The organism is Kribbella pratensis (assembly GCF_004365355.1).
Taxonomy (GTDB): domain Bacteria; phylum Actinomycetota; class Actinomycetes; order Propionibacteriales; family Kribbellaceae; genus Kribbella.
Genome location: NZ_SODP01000004.1, coordinates 250987 through 268663, shown reverse-complemented (window position 1 = coordinate 268663; position 17677 = coordinate 250987). Strand labels below are relative to the sequence as shown.

Here is a 17677-nt window from a genome sequence, read left to right as displayed (position 1 = left end):
TCGAAATTGGCAGAGACCGTCGGGGTTGCGCGGCGCCGGCGGATGAGGCGACGGATGTGATGGGGGCAGTAGGCGTGATCCGAGTGGCTCTCGGCCATCGCGGCACGTTGGTGCGTGGTGCACTGGCCGCGGTGCTGGCAAGAGAGAACGACCTGGACGTGGTGGCAGAGCTGGACCGCTCGGAGGACGTCCTCCAGGTGGCCGGGCGGCGCCCGGACGTGTTCCTGCTCGATCCACAGCTGCCCGGCCGGATCCGGATCGAGGAGCTCTGCCGCAAGCTCGCCGGTCGCGGCGTACTGGTGCTGATCGACCATGAGGCCATCGCGGCCACCAGCCTGGCGTTGGTGAAGCAGGCGCCGCGGATCGGGCTGATCGCGACTGACGCGACGACTGATCAGCTGGTCCAGGCTGTGCGTGATGTGGCGAAGGGCCTGCCGGTGGTCGACGTACGCCTTGCTGTTGCTGCGTTGAAGGCGGGCGACAACCCGCTCACCGATCGCGAGTGCGAAGTACTGCGTCAGGTCACCACGGGAGCGACCGCGCAGGAGGTCGCGCGCACGCTCAGTTTGAGCGCCGGGACCGTGCGGAACTATCTGTCCCGGATCCTCGCGAAGACCGGCTCCCGGAGCCGGATCGAGGCGATCCGCAAAGCTCAGGATGCGGGCTGGATCTGAGCGCTGGGCGTCCAGCTGCCGTGCAGGTCGCGGTAGAGACGCGACGTGCGCATCAGGCCGGCGTGCGTGCCGATCGCGGCCTGGTTCCCGTCGAGGACGAGGATGCGACGCGCGCGGAGGGCTGAGCTGATCCGGTGGGCGATGACGATCAGCGTCCCGTTGCGCTGGGCAAACGCCTCTTCGGCTTGACGTTCGGCCTCCGGGTCGAGGAAGCAGGTCGCCTCGTCGAGCATGACCAGCGGTGCGGGTGAGAGATAGGCCCTGACCAGCGCAATCAGTTGCTTCTCGCCGGCGGACAGCTCGCCCGGCCGGATCTCGTCGAGTCGCTCGATCAGCTGCGTGGCACCCACTGCTTCGACTGCTTGCCTGACCTGGTCTGTAGTTGCATCGGGCAACAAATAGGTGAGATTGTCGTGCACGCTGCCGCTGAAGACGTAGGCCTCCTGCGGGATGAGCACCCTGGTCCTGGCGAGTTCGTCTGTGGTCACCTCGGTCGGTGGCGCCCCGCCGAGCAGCACGCGGCCATCCGTTGGGGTGAGCATGCCGCAGACCAAGCCGGCCAGCGTCGACTTGCCGATACCGCTCGGTCCGACCACCGCAAGGTGCTCGCCCTCGGGGATGGTCAGCTCGAGTTTGTCGAGTACAGGCTCGGCGTTCGGTCCGTACGCGAACGTCAGTCCGCGCAGCCGGACCTGATAGCCCTTCAGTTCGTCGACCGGCCGCGGCTGGTCCACCGGCGTGGACGTGTCGAGGATCCGGCCGAGCGTGATGACGTACCGCAGGCCGCTGTCGCCGAGTGCGTTCATCACCGTGTTCAGCGCAGGCTGCAAGCCGATGAGCACGTAGGTGAGCCCACCGAGCAGCGTGCCGGTGCTGACACCGCGGTCGACCAGCCACGGCCCTGTCGCGAGCAGGATCAGCAGCGGCAGCCACCCTCCGACCGCGAAGCACAGCGTTCGCAGGGCCGCGACCTTCGCCAGCGCGCGCTCCGCCGCCGCGTGCGCCTCGATCGGCTGGCCGACCAACCATTCGGCATACTCCTCGGTGCCTGCCGCGGTGACGTCGCGGACGCCGCCGAACACCATGCCCGCCGACGCTGCCAGCTCCTCGTCGGCCGTCAACGACGCGCGGACCCGATCCGCCGCCATCCCCAGCACCGCAAGCGACAACGCGAATCCGACGAGGAACGGCGGTACGACGAACGCGGCCACGAGCGGAGCCAGCGACAGCAGTCCGGTGAGCACGCCGAACAACGTGACCGCGAAACTTCGCAGTACCAGGACCAATCCCGCGAACGTGTCGCGGACGATCTCCACCTGCCGGTTCAGCCGCGCGACGGCACCGTCGTCTCCCGAGCGCAGCGCGCCGCCGACGACCCGTCGTACCAGATCGTCGCGGAGCGGCTCGACGAGGTCGCCGAGCCGTGCATAGACCTGTCGCGCCCCGGCAGCGCCGAGGCCTGCTGTCGCGACCAGCCCGGCGAGCCAGGCGATGCCTTGCCACGCGTGCCCGGCGAGAAAGTTGTCCGTCGCCCGCGCCACCGCGATCCCGTACACCGCCGTCGGCAGGATCTCCGGAACCGACCACGCGACCAACTTCACCGTGGCTCGTTTCCGCAGCGCGGTGACGCCGTACGACAGCTCTCGTTTCATCCGAAAATTTCTCGGTACGACGTGTTGTGCCAGAGGTCGGCGTGGGGGGCGATGGCGCGGATCTGGCCGTGGTCGAGCCAGATGACCAGGTCGGCGCGGGCCGCGGTCGCGGGGCGATGCGTGACGATGAGGCGGGTGCGCTGGTGCCGGTCCTCGGTCAGCGTGCGGGTGATCTGGCGCTCGGTGGCCGTGTCGAGGCTCGACGTGGCGTCGTCGAGTACCAGGAGGCGGCTGGCCGACCAGGCGCGGGCGAGGCCGAGCCGCTGACGTTCGCCGCCCGACATCGGTGCCTTGCGCAACGAAGTGAGGTAGCCGTTGGGCAGTCGGCTGACGAAGTCGTGGGCATGGGTGGCACGCGCGGCGGCCAGCGCCCGGATCGGGCTGACCGCGTGCGGATCGATCGCCTCGCCCACCGTCCGTCCGACCAACTGCGGACGCTCGAACGCGCAGCCGACCGCGCTCCGCAGCGCACGGCGGCTGATGGCCTGCAGCGGTACGCCGTCCAGCGACACCTGCCCCGTCGACGGATCCCGCAGCCGAGCCGCGACCGCTGCGAGGACGGACTTGCCGGCACCGCTCGGGCCGACGACAGCGACGGTGACCCCGCCCGGAAGGTCGAGATTCACGTTGTCCAGCAGGACATTCCCGTCGGCGATCACGCTGACACCGTCGAAGCTGAGCAGCCCCGGTCCGGCCGGGACCGGCAGCGTGCCGTGGGGGATCGGGTCGATCGCGATCACCTCGGCGGACCTGCGTACGCCGGCCCTCGCGCGAGCGAGTTCGCCGAGGACACCGGTCAGGTTGCCGAGGCCGGCGCCGAGCACGGCGTACTGCGAGGCGGCGAACAGCTCGCCCGCGGTGATGTGGCCGGCGACGAGCTGCACACCGCCGACCGCGAGTACGGCGACGAGCACGAGCGGGCCGACGACCGCGGCCTGGGCGCCGGAGCGGGCGAGGATCCGCCAGGTGACGACGCCGTTGCGGTGGAGTTCGGGCAGGAGGCCGAGGATGCGGCGCTCTTCGCGTTCCGTCGTACCAGCGGCTGTGATCGTGCGGATGCCGGTGAGTGACTCGGACAGCAGGGCGGCGATCCGGCCCTGGGTCTCCTGATAGTTGAGGCTGACGTCGGCGGTCCGCTTGGCGAACGTCCACAGGACGACGATCACCAGCAGTACGCCGCCGAAGAACGCGGCGGCAAGCCACGGGTCGATGACCGCCAGGAGGACGAGACTGCCGAGCGGCGGCGCGATCGCGGCGATGGCTGTCACCGCGGCCGGTCCGGCCTGAGCGGCGTCCGTGGCGTTGGCCGAGACTCGGGTGACCAGGTCACCGGTCTCGAAGTCGCGCGTCCCGGCGGGGCCGCCGCGGACCACGTGCCGGACCAAGCGATGACGTAGCCAGGCCGTGGTCTCAGCGACACAGGCCGCGCCGGCGAACGCGTCGACGATGCTCGCCGCGATGCCCAGGCCGATCAGCGCGGCGGCGGCGATCAGCCAGCGGGTGTACCCGCTGCCGGCCACGATCGCGTCAACGGAACGACCGAGGATGGTCGGCAGCGCGAGCGTCACGCCGCTACCGATGAGCGCGTTGAGACCGATCAGCGGGAGCCAGCCGCGACCACGTTTCGCCACCTCTTTGAAGGTGATCATCGGTCCAGGCCTGTCTCGGTGGCGAGGAAGGCCAGCATGTCTGCGGCCAGGTTGATCCCGCCGGTCGTATGACCTGCATCCGGCTCGAATCTGAGCAGCACCGGCCGTTGGCTCGCGGTCGCGTGCTGGAGCACCGCGCACATCTTCCTTGCGTGCAAGGGATCCACGCGGGTGTCGTTCCCGAAGGCCGTCAGCAGGACCGCCGGATACTTCACGCCGCTCTTGACGTTGTGGTACGGCGAGTAGCTCGCGAGCGTCTCGAAGTCGTCGGGGTTCTTGGCCGAGCCGTACTCCGCGGTCCAGCGTTCGCCGAGACCTGAGAGTTCGTAGCGGAGCATGTCGGTGAGTGGGGCTGAGGAGACGGCCGCGGCGAAGAGCTCGGACCGTTGGGTGAGGGCGGCCGCGACCAGTAGACCGCCGTTGGACTCACCGCAGATCGCGAGCTCGTCGGCGGTGGTCCAGCCTTCGGTGATCAGGTGCTCGGCGCCGGCGATGAAGTCGTCGATCGTCTGCTGCTTCGTCGCGTTGCGGTGTGCTGCGTCGCCCCGAACGGTCGCGGTCACGAAGGCGCCGCCGGCTTCGACCCAGGCGAGCGCGAAGGCGGAGTACGTCGGCGTGAGCGATTGCCCGAAGCCGCCGTACCCGTAGAGGATCGTCGGTCCGCCTGGCTTGCCGATCACGTTCAGTTCGAGCTCGGTGCCATCGGGGGACGTGTAGTTCAGTCGCTGCGTTTCTGCTGCCCGGCCGCTAGTCGGCCCTGTTATTTGGCCGGTGCTCGCGTCGTAGCAGTAGACCGTGGGCGGCGTCACGCTGTCCGTGTAGGTGAACCAGGCCTGATTCCGGTGGGCGCTCAGGGATCCGACCGATCCGAAGCCGGGGAGGTCGATGTCTGTTTGGTAGCGGCCCGTCTCGCGATCGTGGATGGTGATCGTGCTGGTTGTGCTTGTGAGGACGACTTCGTCGAGGATCGCGAGGCCGGTCAGCGGTGCATCCAGCTGGATGTAGTCACGCCAGACAGTCGGCTCGGTCGGGTCGCCGATGCGGATCCCGTCGGCCGTCACGACGTACAGCCGGTTGTCAGGGCCGACCGACATGATGGTGGTGGATTCCTGCGGGAGGTGTGCGGGCGGCTCATCTTTCGACAGGTCCGCGAACCACAGGTCGTTCGTCGTACAGATCGTCAGCCAGCGGCCGTCCGCGCTCAGCTCCAGCCCGTAGGACGCTTCGCGGTCGAGGATCGTGGTGTCATCGGGGTCGCCCAAGCGATGGCGTCGTACCTGACGGAAGCGCACGTAGTAGAACGCGCTGCCGTCGGGGAGCCAGGCGACGGGGGAGTAGCGGCAGCCGACGAGCGGGCCGTCGATGAGCTCGCCCGTCGTGACATCGACGACGGTCAGAGTGGAACGCTCGTCGCCGCCGCGGGAGAGCTGGTACGCGAGCTTGGTGCCGTCCGGTGACGGCTGCCAGGCGTCGAGCGTGGTCAGTCCCGTCGGGTCGAGCCGCTTCGGATCGATCAGCGGAGTCTCGTCGACGAAGAGTACGGGCTGCCGGCCCGGCTCGCGCCGCAGCGTGAAGCAGCGGCCGCCACGCCAGACAGGTGTGGACACGCTGCTGACCGCGGACAGCTGTCGCACCCGGTTCTTCCAGCGGAACCGGCTGCTCAGCGTGCCGGCGTACGTCAGCCACAGGTCGTCCTGAGCCCTTGACCAGTCCTTGGTCTCCGCGGTCGAGGAGTCCTCGAGCCAGCGGTACGGGTCCGCGACGCTACGACCGTGCACCTGCTCCACGAGCGACAAGCGCTCGGCGCATGGATAGGACTGCACGGAATCGATCACCTCGCTCTCCTTCCGTCCCCCACCAACACAACGAGCACCAGTTCGTTGAGCTACAAGAAGCCGCCCGGCGACCGAGGCGAGTCGGTCACCGGCGGGCCCGATCGGCACCCGAATGCAGGTCGGCCCCGGGTGGATTGCCGCCCACCCAGGGCCTCTACCTGGCATTACAGGTGCCGTATCAGTGGCAGAGCAGCAGGCTCAGGTTGCTCGGGGTCTGCGAAGCGCAGCCCAGCACGGTCAGCGTGGAGCCGCCGTGGTGGTGGCCGCCGTGGCCGTAACCCGGGGTCTCCAGACCCTGAAGGTCGAGAAGTGCCATGTGTTTACACCTCCTTCGGTGCAGATCGTCGGGACATGGACTCGGACCACTGGGGAGGTCCGAGGAACGGGAGGGCGACCGGCGCATCGTGCAGTGCCGCACCCAGGGCCAGCAGGACGCCGGCCGATCCGGTCGCCAGGTCCATCGAGAGACGGAGCAGCTGGTTGCCCGGGTACGCAAGGCCGCCCTCGAACGGCATCGCGTGCCAGCCGAGACCGTGCACGAGGTCGTCGACCGTCGCCTGGTCCTCGCCGAGTGCAGCGGCGGTGAGGAGCAAGCCGGCGCGACCCATGAACAGGCCGGGCTGGACGTAGTAGTCGCAGTGCGTGACCCGCTTCAGCTCCTTGAGAGCGAGAGCGAGCTCTTCGGACGGCCGATGGCGCAGGTACCGCTCGAGGACCAGTGCGACGCCGGCCGAGCCTTCTTCGAGGTACGGCAGGGTCCGCCAGCCCTGATTGACCTGGCGCATCCCGTCGTCGGTGAGCACGGTCCTCTTGAGGTCCTGCCGGATCGCGATCTCGGCGAGGTCGAGCAGACCGGTGTCGCCGAGCTGCTCGAACGCATTGAGGAACAGCAGCGCCGGTCCGGACGATCCGTACATCAGCCCGGCGCGCGCGTGCTGGCCGCCGCTGATCTCCGGTACTTCGACCTGCAGCCGATCGGCGACCAGATCGAGGACGCGGACGGCCTTGGCGCGGAGCGTCGGCTCGGTGTCGAAGTACAGGAGGTTCAGACCGATGCCGGCGAGGCCGGAGTGCAGTCCGAGCTCGCGGGAGCTCCAGTCGTCGGCGAGCGTACGGTCGACCAGGTCGAGCGCGTCCTGCCGGTAGCCGAGGTCCTCGAGCACATGCGCGACACCGTGGAGGCCGTCGTACAGGCCCGGGCCGGTCTCGGTGTCGACGGCTCGCTTGCGCAGCCATTCGTCATACTGCGGGAACCGGGCGCCGGTCTTGCTCAGCGCGTAGAGCACGCCGGCTGCACCGGTCGCGAGGTCGATGCCGCCGCCGTCGCGGAACTGTGCGATGTCGCCGGGGAACAGCCGGTCGGTGCGTTCCGGCGTCGCGCTGGCGACGATGGCTTTGGTGAGCGCGTCGCGTACGTCGGTCCACTCGGCCTCGCCGGGCAGCGCCAGGTCGACCATCGCCGGGTCGTGCGTCTTGCCCGGGCCGACGATGGTCTTGACCGCCTCGTCGAGCGTGGCCCGCGGCACCGGGAAGGTATCGGCGATCATGTCGGCGAGCTGGAACGCCTTGCCCGGATGGAGGTTCAGCAAGATGGTTGCCTGGGGCGCATAAATGCCGAGCGCGATGCAGGCGAGCGCGTACCGGTCGACGTCGACGCCTTGGCGGTCCTGCGGAGCGGCGTACCCGGGGTGGGCGAGCGTGGAACGGGCCTGGTCCTCGGCCTTGGTCGCGACCTCGAAGTCGATCAGCGTCAGCTTGCCGTTCGCGTCGAGCAGCAGGTTGTCCGGATGCAGGTCGCAGAACACGACACCGCGCTCGTGAAGCTGTCCCACGGCCTCGCCGACCTTGGCGATCATCGCGGCCGCCCATTCGGCGTACTCCGCCTTGTCGGCCTCGGTCGCATCCGGGTGGGTCAGCGGATACCGCCGGACGAGCTCGCGTTGCAGCGACACCGAGTCGATGTGCTCCTGCACGAGGAAGTGATGCTCACCCAGCTGCAGGTAGTCGTGCGTCTTCGGTACGGCGTCGAGGCCGTCGAGTTGCTCGAGGATGTCGCGCTCGTGGGCGATCCGCGCGACCGCGTCCCGGCCGGCCATGTCGAGCCCGGCGTACGGACGACCTTCCTTGAGCACGACGCGGTCGCCGGTCTCGTTGTGGTGGCCGACGTACACGCCGCCGCCGTTCGAGAACTGGATGACGCCGTCGATCGTGTACGCGAGGTCGTTCGTGGTGACCGAGTTGCGCGCGTCCAGGTGTGGCTGCAGGAAGTCCGGCAGCGTGATCCACGGCGGCGTGACGAAGGTCGGGCCGCGGTGGTCCGGGACAAGGTTGCCCTGGGCATCTTCGATGGCGAGGACCCGTTCGCCTGACGGGGACAGGCAGTGCCGGCTGACGAATGCGCCGTACCGGACGAAGAGCGGACCTTCGGCGTAGCGCAGATCGCTCAGGATATAAGGGCCTTCGACGCCGGCGAGGATCTCGTTGAGCTCCCCGAGCACGAGCTCGAGCTGCGCGTCGTCGGCCGGGTAGATCGTCACCAGCTTGCCGCTCGACCCGCGGGGAGCAGCCTTCGAGTTGACCATCACCAGGACGGCTTCGTTGCGCAGGAACTTGAACGCGATGCCGCGCGGGACGCAGTACTCCCACACCGCCTCGAGCGTCTGCTCCACGTCCTGCAACCGCGCCGACACGTGGATCTTCCACCCCTGCGCGGGCAGCCGGAGATTGTCGGGCGCGTAGTGCATCCACTGCTCACCCGGCACATGCCGCCACCCGTCCGGCACCGCCCGCCCGGCGATGGCGAAATCCGGATGCTGAGCACCGCGATTGGCCGGCGTCTCGTAGAACCGCCGATCCGCAAGGCAATAGAACTCGTAACTCTCATGCATGACTGTCCGACCCCCTTTCGTGGTGCCCCGGCACATCTTGGGCGCCGTCCTAGGGCTCGGCGTAGTGCACGATGTCATCACTCTCGTGTGAAGAATCCACACACTACGAGTGAGTAACTAAACACTCTTCGTTACCGTACTGCGCACCCTGAGCGTGAATCCGCCCGTAACAACATGTCAATCCGTCCCGATGCCATCACAACCCGTAACCTGATGCGCGCTATCTCGTGCGAAGCTCCTTCGCACGTTCGCAGGTCGGCGTTCTTACACCGGGTAGGTGTGGACCTCGGTGGCTTTGAGGGTGGCTTGGAGGGGTTGGCCGGGGGCCAGGTGGAGGTCGGCTACGGCGGCGGGGGTGATGTCGGCGAGGAGGTCGGCTGGGCCGGTGGGGGAGGCGTTGAGGCGGACTCGGACTGTGTGGGCGTGTTGTTCTATGCCTGTTACTACTGCGGGCCAGGTGTTGCGGGGGCTGCCGGCGGGGGCGGTGGGGTAGAGGCTGACCGCGGTGGGTGGGAAGGCGACGTGGACCGGGCCGGTGGCTGGTTCGGCGAGGGTGATGGTGCCGCCGGCCGACAGCTTGACGGTGGTGCCGGTTGCTGTGCCTCGGTAAAGGTTCAGGCCCACTAGTTGGGCTACGTAGCTGGTGCGGGGGCGGTGGGCTACCTCGGTGGGTTTGCCCTCTTGGACTACCTGGCCGTTCTCGATGATGACCAGGCGGTCAGCTAGGACCATGGCGTCGAGCGGGTCGTGGGTGACGAGGAGTGTGCGGCCTTCGAAGCGGCGGAGATGTTGGCCCAGTTCGGCTCGTACGTGGAGTGTGGTGCTGGCGTCCAGGGCGGCGAGTGGTTCGTCGAGCAGTAACAGCTCGGGGTCGGTCGCCAGGGCACGGGCCAGGGCCACGCGTTGGGCCTGGCCGCCGGATAGAGCGCGAGGCCGCGCACCGGCGTACTCCGACAGTCCAACGGTCTCTAGCCAACGGGCAGCTTCTGCTCGGGCGGTCTGCTTCTCGACGCCGCGGGCTCTGAGGCCGAACGCAACGTTCTCCAGGCAGCTCATGTGGTTGAAGAGCAGGTAGTCCTGGAAGACGACGCCGATCGGTCGCCGGTCGGGCGTACGGAAGGTGCGCGGCGGCTCATCCCAGACAGAGGAGTCCAGTGCGATGCGTCCGCCGTCCAGCGCGAGCAGTCCGGCGATCGCACGGAGCGCAGTGGTTTTGCCGGCGCCGTTGGGGCCGAGGAGTGCGACTACCTCACCTGGCTCCACAGTCAGGTCGACGGACAGCGTGAACGAACCACGCGTCACATGCAGGTCGGCGTACAGAGTCATTGCAGCCCGCTGATCCAGCGCTCGCGCAGAGACGCCAGTACGACGACAGAGACCAACAGCAGCACGAGACTCAGTACGACGGCCACATCCGGATCAGTCTCCAATGCCAAGTAGACAGCCAGCGGCATAGTCGTCGTACGGCCCGGGAAGTTGCCGGCAAAGGTGATCGTGGCGCCGAACTCGCCCAGTGCGCGCGCCCAGCACAGCACAGTCCCTGCAACGATCCCGGGCGCGATAGACGGCAGCGTCACTCGGCGGAACGTCGTCCAACGGCCTGCGCCGAGTGTTGCGGCCGCTTCCTCGTACCGCGGGTCGGCGGCACGCAGTGCGCCCTCCACGGAGATCACCAGGAACGGCATCGCCACGAACGCCTCTGCCACGATCACACCCGCAGTTGTGAACGGCAAAGAGATCCCGAACCAGGAGTCCAGGTACTGACCGACCAGACCGCGCCGCCCGAGCACCAGCAACAGTGCGACGCCGCCAACCACCGGTGGCAGCACTAGAGGCACTGTCACGAGCGCGCGGATCAAGCTACGCCCTGGCAGCCCGCCGCGAGCCAGCAACCACGCCAGCGGAACACCCAGCACCAGACATAGCGCAGTCGCAGACGTAGCGCACACCAGAGACAGCCTCAGCGCCTGCCAGACGTCAGCACTGTGCAGCTTCGCCGGCAGCGTCGACCAAGGTGCTTTGACGAGCAGACTGATCAGAGGGACGAGCAGGAACGCCAGTCCGACCAGAGCAGGCAGCAGGAGTACGAGGGGCAGTCGCCCGGTCGTGCTCCTGCCACGGCGGCTCACGGTGCGGAGAAGCCGGCTGCGCTCAGGACTGCCTTGCCCTTGTCGGACAGGACGTAGTCGACGAACGCCTGGGCGCCGGCAGCGTTCGGAGCCTTGGTCAGCGTGGCGATCGGGTATTCGTTCACGGCCTTGCTCGCTTCAGGGAACTCGATGCCCTCGACCTTGTCCTTGGCGGACAGTACGTCGGTCTTGTAGACGAGCGCGGCGTCGACCTCACCGAGACCGACCTTGGTCAACGCGGCCTTCACGTCCTGCTCGAGGCTGTCGGGCTGCGCGGTGATGCCGGTCGCCTTGAACACCTTGTCGGCCGCCGCACCACACGGAACCTGTACGGCGCAGAGCGCGATCTTCTTGTTCTTGTCGGCGAAGTCCTTCAGGCCGGTGATCTTGCCCGGGTTGCCCTTCGGTACGGCGATCTCGAGGGTGTTGCTAACGAAGTTGGTCGGCGTGCCCTTGTCCTTCACGTCGCCCATGTTCTTCGGCGCCGCGGAGGCGAAGACGTCCGCGGGCGCGCCCTCGTTGATCTGCTTGGCGAGCGCGGAACTGCCGGCGAAGTTGAAGGTGACCTTCGTGCCGGGATGCGCGGCCTCGAAGTCCTTGCCCAGCTGGGTGAACGTGCCGGTCAGCGACGCGGCCGCGAACACGGTGATGGTGCCGGACACTGTGGGCGTGCTGCTCGAGCTGCTCGAAGGCGCGGACGACGCGGCCGGGCTGTCGTCGCCACAGCCGGCCATGGTGAGGGCGGCAACTGTGGCGAGGGCGGCGAGCGCGGTACGGCGGAACATCAGGCCTCCGGTATTTCGACGACGACATGGGTGGACTTGATCGACGCGACGGCTACCACCCCAGGCTCCAGGCCGAGCTCGTCCGCTGCCTCACGACTCATCAGCGACACGACGCGGAACGGCCCGGCCTGCATCTCGACCTGGGCCATCACGCCGTCCTTCAGCACCCGGGTGACGATCCCCCGCATCCGGTTGCGCGCCGAGGCGGCGGTGGTGTGGCCGGGCTCCGGGGAGTCGGCCAGCTCCTGGGCGAACGCGGCGAGCGCTTGCCCGTCGACGGCCATGCGGCCGCTCTCCTGCTTCGACGGCAACCGCCCCTGATCGATCCAGCGCCGAACCGTGTCGTCGCTGACCCCCAAAAGGGCCGCCGCCTCACTAACCCGCAAGTTCGGCACAGCAGACACCATACCGCCGCACCTGCGGATTGGTGCCAGGTTCTCCACAGTTACGAACCGATGACGGATCGCGGTTGGCAATCCGCATAAGTTAAGGACATGAGCACATCGGGGATGCGGGACTACTTGGACGGGCCGTACAAGGCGGCGCGGGACGTTGTGCGGGACAGGTTGGCCGCGCACGGTGAGTTGGCGGATCTGGCGGTGCGGTTGCCGCGGGACGAGTACCGGGACAAGGTGCTCGAGTTGTTGCTGGAGTCGGCGGCGGACGGGCTGCCGGCGCGTGGGTATCCGAAGGAGTACGGAGGTGAGGGTGATCTCGGCGGGTTCATCGCGGGCTTCGAGACGCTGGCCTTCGGTGACCTTTCGCTGATGGTGAAGGCGGGTGTGCAGTTCGGCCTGTTCGCCGGCGCGATCCTGCATCTCGGGACGGAGAAGCACCACGAGCGTTATCTGGCGGATGCGGTCAGCGGGCGGTTGCTCGGTTGCTTCGCCATGACGGAGACCGGTCACGGGTCGAACGTTCAGGCGCTCGGCACGACGGCGACGTACGACGAAACAACGGGAGAGTTCGTCGTTCATACGCCGACGAACGAGGCACGGAAGGATTACATCGGTAACGCGGCGCGGCATGGGCGGATGGCGGCGGTGTTCGCGCAGCTTGTCGTCGGCGGTGAGAGTCATGGTGTTCACTGCCTGCTGGTGCCGATCCGTGCCGAGGACGGTACGCCGCTGCCGGGCGTGAGGTTGTCGGACTGCGGACCGAAGCTCGGGCTGAACGGCGTCGACAACGGGCGGATCGTGTTCGACCAGGTACGGGTGCCGCGGGATGCGCTGCTGGACCGCTATGCCCAAGTCGATGCCGATGGCAACTACACCAGCGCGATCGAGAACCCGGACCGACGGTTCTTCACGATGCTCGGGACCCTCGTGCAAGGACGCGTGTCGGTCGGCGGCGCGGCGATCAACGCGAGCAAGGTCGCCCTGACGATCGCAATCAGGTACGGCGATCAGCGGCGTCAGTTCGGCGCTCCGGGTAAGGCCGAGGAAACGGTGCTCCTCGACTACCGGATGCACCAGCGGCGGTTGTTGCCGTTGCTCGCGCGGACGTATGCGTTGCATTTCGCGCAGGCCGAGCTGGTCGAGGAGTTCGCGCGGGTGTTCAACGACGATCGCGACGAGCACGATCGACGGGCGTTGGAGGCGCAGGCGGCCGGCACGAAGGCGCTCGGGACGTGGCATGCGACCGAGACGATCCAGATGTGCCGCGAGGCGTGTGGCGGCGCCGGTTACCTGGCGGAGAACCGGTTGGCCACGTTGAAGGCGGACACCGATGTGTTCACGACGTTCGAGGGCGACAACACGGTCCTCCTCCAGTTGGTAGCTAAGGGTCTGCTGACCGATTACCGGGAGTCGTTCGGAAAGCTCGATCCACTCGGTACGGCGCGGTTCATCGCGGCGCAGGCGGTCGAGATCGCGGTCGAGAAGGCTGCGCTCCGACCGGTGATCGAGCGGCTGCGGGACGTCGTACCGAATCGGAGTGATGCGGCGGATCCGGATGCGGGGTTGCGCGACGATGCGTACCACTCGGGGTTGCTGCGGTTCCGCGAGGAGCACATGTTGTCCGGCGTCGCGCGGCGGTTGAAGGCCGGTATCGATGCGGGCGATGAGCCGTTCGACGTGTTCAACCGGTGCCAGGACCACGTGATCGCGGCCGGGCGCGCGCATGTCGACCGGGTCGTCCTCGAAGCGTTCCAGGCGGCGGTGCGGGATGCCCCGGAGGAGATCAAACAGCGGCTGCGCGACCTGTACGACCTGCATGCGCTGGCGACGATCGAGGCGGAGCGCGCGTGGTACCTCGAGCATGGGCGCCTGTCGGCGGGTCGGTCGAAGGCGATCACGGCGCTGGTCAACGAGTTGTGCGCGGCCGTCCGGCCTGCCGCGGTGGAGCTGGTCGACGCGTTCGGAGTACCGGGCTCGGCAGTGGAGGTGCCGATGGTTGTACCGTCACAGCATGAGTGAGTCGATCGAACCCGCGTCGGCTGCCGAGGCCGCCCGCGAACTCGCCCGGGTACTGCTTGAGCAAGCCGACGCTCTGGACCTGCACGACCTGCGGGCCACCGGCGCGATCGAGAACGTCCGGGTCCAGGCCCGGGCGCTCGCGGACGCGGTGCACGAACGTGGCTGGGGCGACATCTTCCTCGGGATCGACTCGTACGACCCCGACGAGCTGGACGACCTGCCGCTGGGACCGGACGACTTCGACGACCCGGCGGACTACCGCGAGATCGTCGAGGGCGGTGGTCTGGACGATCTCGAGGAGCTGGGGGAGCCGCTGCTGCCGGAGGACGGCGTCCGGCTCAGCTATCAGGCGCGCTACGACTACGTGGTGACCGACCCGGAGGCCTTCGTGCAGTACGTACGGAGCCGCGCGGACGAGGCGCAGAACGACGAAGTGATCGACGACATCGAGGACGCGCAGTCGGCGTTCGAGCTGCTCTGCTACCTGGACGGACTCGGCTCGAAGGAGTACGAGTCGTTCGGGCTGATCCCCGGCGGCGGCGAGGAATCGCACAAGGTGGTCGAGTTCTCCCTGTGGGACCTGGACCCGACCCGGCGCGACGACACCTACCCCTACTAGCAGACCGGAACCCGGCAGACCCCGGAAACGGAACTTCCCCGCCGTACTGGTCCCCAGCAGCACCAGTACGGCGAGGAAGTCTCCACATAAAAACGCCGACCGTGCCGGACGTTGGTCGCCACCTCACTGGCGACCAACGCCCGACCGGCACGGCCGGCGTCCTGCTGTTGCCCCGAGAGGGCAAGTGGCCCGAAGGAGGGTGGGCCCGATGCTCATTCCGAGGCCGGCAGGGGAGGTGCAGTCCGGTCGCGGACGGGAGCTCGTCGGGAAACCACCTGGACCCGTTGCCGGCGACCCGTCCGTCGCCGACAAGGCAACGTTGGCATGGGGCCGCTAGTACCGGGAATCATCCGGTTCAAACATTTGCATTGCCTTTGAAGTAGGCGACGCTCAGTGAAAGTTCCCTCACTTTCCGTGCAGATGTTGCCTTCTGCAACAACTAACCACTTGTCAAGATCCTCACTGACGCAGCTGAGTGAGGACGGCGAGCACCCGGCGGTGGGTGTCCGGCGCCTCGTCGATGCGGAGCTTCTGGAAGATGCTGCGCATGTGGCTCTCGACCGTCCGCTCGGCGAGCACGAGGTGCGCGGCGATCGCGCTGTTCGAGCGTCCTTCAGCCACCAGCGCGAGCACTTCACGCTCCCGCGCTGACAGGGCGGCAACCGGATCGTCGATACGCGTCGGCGTCACCAGCGCCGCGACGATGGCCGGGTCGAGTGCGGAGCCGCCGTCCACTACCCGGCGCATCGCGTCGAGGAAGTCCCCGACGCGCAGGACCCGATCCTTCAGCAGATACCCGAACCCGCCGGTGCCGACCAGTCCGACGACGTGACGCGTCTCGATGTGCTGCGACAGCATCAGGATCGGCCGCGCCGGCGACTCCACCCGCAGGATCACGGCCGCCCGCGCGCCGTCGTCCGTCATCGTCGGCGGCATCCGTACGTCGATGATGGCCAGATCGGGATCCGCCGCGCGAACCACGTCGACCAACTCGTCGGCCGCGTCCGCCGTACCGACGACGTCGTGGCCGTTCTCGGTGAGCAGGCGGCTCAAACCCTCACGAAACAAGGCGGAATCCTCGCCGATCACGATGCGCACGGGATCTCCACCGTGATCGAGGTCCCGGCCCCGGGCGGGCTGTCCACGGTGAACTCCCCGCCGACCGAGGCGACCCGGTCTCGCAATGACGTCAATCCGAACCCTTCCTTGGCTCCACCCACGCCGTCGTCGCGCACCACCGCGCGTAGTACCTGATCCGTCAGTCCGACCGAGATCGAGATCCGGGTCGCCCGCGCGTGCTTCAATGCGTTCGCGATCGCCTCACCCACAGTGAAGTAGACCGTTGTCGCTGCGCTCTCGCCCACGTCCAGTTCGGGTACGACGAGATCGACCGGCAGGGCACTGTCCGCGACCAGGTGACGCAGCGCCACCGCGAGACCGTCGTCGAGCCGGCTCGGCCGAACCCCATGCGCGATCCGCCGCAGCTCCGCGACAGTGTCCTCGAGCGTGTCCACGACCTCATCCAGCTCGCGGTACGCCGGTACGCCGGGCTCGAGCTGGTACTGCACGGATCGCAACCGCATCCCGATCGCGATCAACCGCTGCTGCGCGCCGTCGTGCAAATCGCGCTCCAGGCGATGCCGCTCGGCGTTCACCTCGTCCATCAGCCGGGCGCGGCTGGTCCGAACCTCGGTCAACGCCTCACGCAGTTCGAGCTGCAGCCGACTGACCTCGATCGGCAGCCGGGCTTCGACGACGGCTTCCCGTGCTCGCCGGACTCGCCGCGCGGACGTCGTACCGAGGACGAGCGCGCCGACCACGGAATCGCCGGTCTGCAACGGGATCGCGCCGTCGGGCGGCTCGAGTTCCGACCCGGGTCGTCGCAGCAGGACCCGCAGGCCGGGGTCGTCGAGCGCTGAGCGCAGTACGGCCTCGATCTGCTCCGGCTCCGCCTCGCCGTCACGCACCCGCCGTACGAAGTCGCGGATCCGGGCCAGCGCGACCGTGCGATCCGGATCGACCACTCGGCCGACCGTGCGATGGATCCAGTGGTAGACGGGAAGCAGGACCAGCGCGGTCGCGAAGGCCGCGGTAGTGATGCCGACCCGGTCCGGGAAGAACCCACCGATCGCGAGAACCACGGCTGCGAAAACGCCTGCGGAGATCAGAGTCGTCACGAGCCAGCTGACGGTCGCGCCGAGCAGCCGATCGATGTCGAACAGGTCGTGCCGCAGGATCGCGACCGTGATCGCGCCTGGCACGAGGACGAGCATGGCGATCAGGAACCACGTGTAGGCCAAGGTCCCGGGAGCACCCAATGCGCTCGCCAGCCAGCTGAGGCCGAGCAGGATCGGTACCGCGACGGCCGCAGCCATCAGCCAGCGCAGCCGCTGCCGGGTGAGCTGATCGCCGTGTCGGTACCGCACGACCAGGCTGGACGCGGCTGCGAGCAAGCTGGCCAGGAACGTCGCAAATGCGATGACGATCAGGACTGCCCGTGCCGGCGTGGTCTCGGTTCGCGCGGCGTCTTCCCGGGCGACGACGAAGTTCACCAGAGCTGCCGAGACCGGCATCGCAGCCCAGATCCACCGCCAATGCCGGCCGGGCAGTAGACCGTCCGGGAACAGGAGGACCAGCGTGACGAAGCCGAGGAACAGCCACGGCCAGGCCCCTACCGCGACTTTGTCGACTACGGATGCCGCCGGCCACGGTGTCGAGGTCCGTGCCGTCATACCCCAGTCCTCGACAGTGAAGACAAGTGCAGGCATCGTCGCGGTCAGCGCCAGCGCCGGTCCGATGGGACTCGCCGGAGCCCGTATTACGACCAGCCAACCGAGCAGCAGCGCTGGCAGCAACAGAGCGCTGGTGAGCGGCCAGTCGGCCGGCTGCCCGATCGAGGGCGGCCCGTAGGCGAGTGCCGCGCGTAGGGCTGCGGCCGCGACGAACAAGACCGTCGCGGCGACGACCAGACGCCGACGCCGGAGCACATCCACATGATGACCGCGGACCGCCGCTTGCGCACCAGTGCC

14 protein-coding genes are annotated in these 17677 nt (G+C 68.1%); 3 read left to right on the top strand and 11 right to left on the bottom strand.

The features are described 5' to 3' along the window. Nucleotides 1-74: 74 nt before the first annotated feature. Entirely contained in the window at nucleotides 75-674 is a 600-nt protein-coding gene (locus EV653_RS35655) for a response regulator transcription factor (protein WP_233714898.1), read from the top strand. On the opposite strand, the gene EV653_RS35650 is transcribed toward EV653_RS35655, so the two are convergent. The 9 genes from EV653_RS35650 to EV653_RS35610 form a co-directional block, all read right to left on the bottom strand. Further along, on the bottom strand, nucleotides 653-2326 hold the full coding sequence (locus tag EV653_RS35650) for an ABC transporter ATP-binding protein (RefSeq protein WP_134109973.1): 1674 nt from the start codon (nucleotides 2324-2326) through the stop codon (nucleotides 653-655). The genes EV653_RS35655 and EV653_RS35650 overlap by 22 nt on opposite strands. Then, nucleotides 2323-3975, bottom strand: coding sequence for an ABC transporter ATP-binding protein (locus EV653_RS35645; protein WP_134109970.1), 1653 nt, complete (start codon nucleotides 3973-3975; stop codon nucleotides 2323-2325). The genes EV653_RS35650 and EV653_RS35645 overlap by 4 nt, the downstream gene beginning before the upstream one ends. Continuing rightward, nucleotides 3972-5810, bottom strand: a complete 1839-nt coding sequence (locus EV653_RS35640; protein ID WP_238160674.1) for a prolyl oligopeptidase family serine peptidase — start codon at nucleotides 5808-5810, stop codon at nucleotides 3972-3974. The genes EV653_RS35645 and EV653_RS35640 overlap by 4 nt, the downstream gene beginning before the upstream one ends. Before the next feature lie 178 nt (nucleotides 5811-5988). Further along, the gene (locus tag EV653_RS35635; RefSeq protein WP_130387812.1) at nucleotides 5989-6126 is read right to left on the bottom strand and encodes a SapB/AmfS family lanthipeptide; all 138 of its coding nucleotides are present in this window, start codon (nucleotides 6124-6126) and stop codon (nucleotides 5989-5991) included. Between the two features lie 4 nt (nucleotides 6127-6130). Then, entirely contained in the window at nucleotides 6131-8698 is a 2568-nt protein-coding gene (gene lanKC, locus EV653_RS35630; RefSeq protein ID WP_134109964.1) for a class III lanthionine synthetase LanKC, read from the bottom strand. A gap of 264 nt (nucleotides 8699-8962) precedes the next feature. Then, on the bottom strand, nucleotides 8963-10024 hold the full coding sequence (locus tag EV653_RS35625) for an ABC transporter ATP-binding protein (RefSeq protein ID WP_134109961.1): 1062 nt from the start codon (nucleotides 10022-10024) through the stop codon (nucleotides 8963-8965). Further along, nucleotides 10021-10827, bottom strand: coding sequence for a molybdate ABC transporter permease subunit (modB, locus tag EV653_RS35620; protein ID WP_134109958.1), 807 nt, complete (start codon nucleotides 10825-10827; stop codon nucleotides 10021-10023). The genes EV653_RS35625 and modB overlap by 4 nt, the downstream gene beginning before the upstream one ends. After that, nucleotides 10824-11612 carry a molybdate ABC transporter substrate-binding protein gene (modA, locus tag EV653_RS35615; protein WP_134109955.1) on the bottom strand — a complete coding sequence of 263 codons (789 nt, stop codon included), beginning with the start codon at nucleotides 11610-11612 and terminating at the stop codon, nucleotides 10824-10826. The genes modB and modA overlap by 4 nt, the downstream gene beginning before the upstream one ends. Next, entirely contained in the window at nucleotides 11612-12007 is a 396-nt protein-coding gene (locus EV653_RS35610; RefSeq protein ID WP_134109952.1) for a TOBE domain-containing protein, read from the bottom strand. The genes modA and EV653_RS35610 overlap by 1 nt, the downstream gene beginning before the upstream one ends. 99 nt (nucleotides 12008-12106) lie before the next feature. Here EV653_RS35610 and EV653_RS35605 point away from each other — a divergent pair, with 99 nt between their 5' ends. Both EV653_RS35605 and EV653_RS35600 read left to right on the top strand, forming a co-directional pair. Next, nucleotides 12107-14029 carry an acyl-CoA dehydrogenase family protein gene (locus EV653_RS35605; protein ID WP_134109949.1) on the top strand — a complete coding sequence of 641 codons (1923 nt, stop codon included), beginning with the start codon at nucleotides 12107-12109 and terminating at the stop codon, nucleotides 14027-14029. Beyond that, on the top strand, nucleotides 14022-14648 hold the full coding sequence (locus EV653_RS35600) for a hypothetical protein (RefSeq protein WP_134109944.1): 627 nt from the start codon (nucleotides 14022-14024) through the stop codon (nucleotides 14646-14648). The genes EV653_RS35605 and EV653_RS35600 overlap by 8 nt, the downstream gene beginning before the upstream one ends. A gap of 459 nt (nucleotides 14649-15107) precedes the next feature. Here the strand turns inward: EV653_RS35600 and EV653_RS35595 are convergent, their stop codons facing one another. Beyond that, entirely contained in the window at nucleotides 15108-15746 is a 639-nt protein-coding gene (locus EV653_RS35595) for a response regulator transcription factor (RefSeq protein WP_134109941.1), read from the bottom strand. Then, a complete protein-coding gene (locus EV653_RS35590) occupies nucleotides 15734-17635 on the bottom strand; it encodes a sensor histidine kinase (protein ID WP_134109938.1) in 1902 nt (633 codons plus the stop codon). Before EV653_RS35590 ends, EV653_RS35595 begins: the two co-directional genes overlap by 13 nt. Nucleotides 17636-17677: the final 42 nt, after the last annotated feature.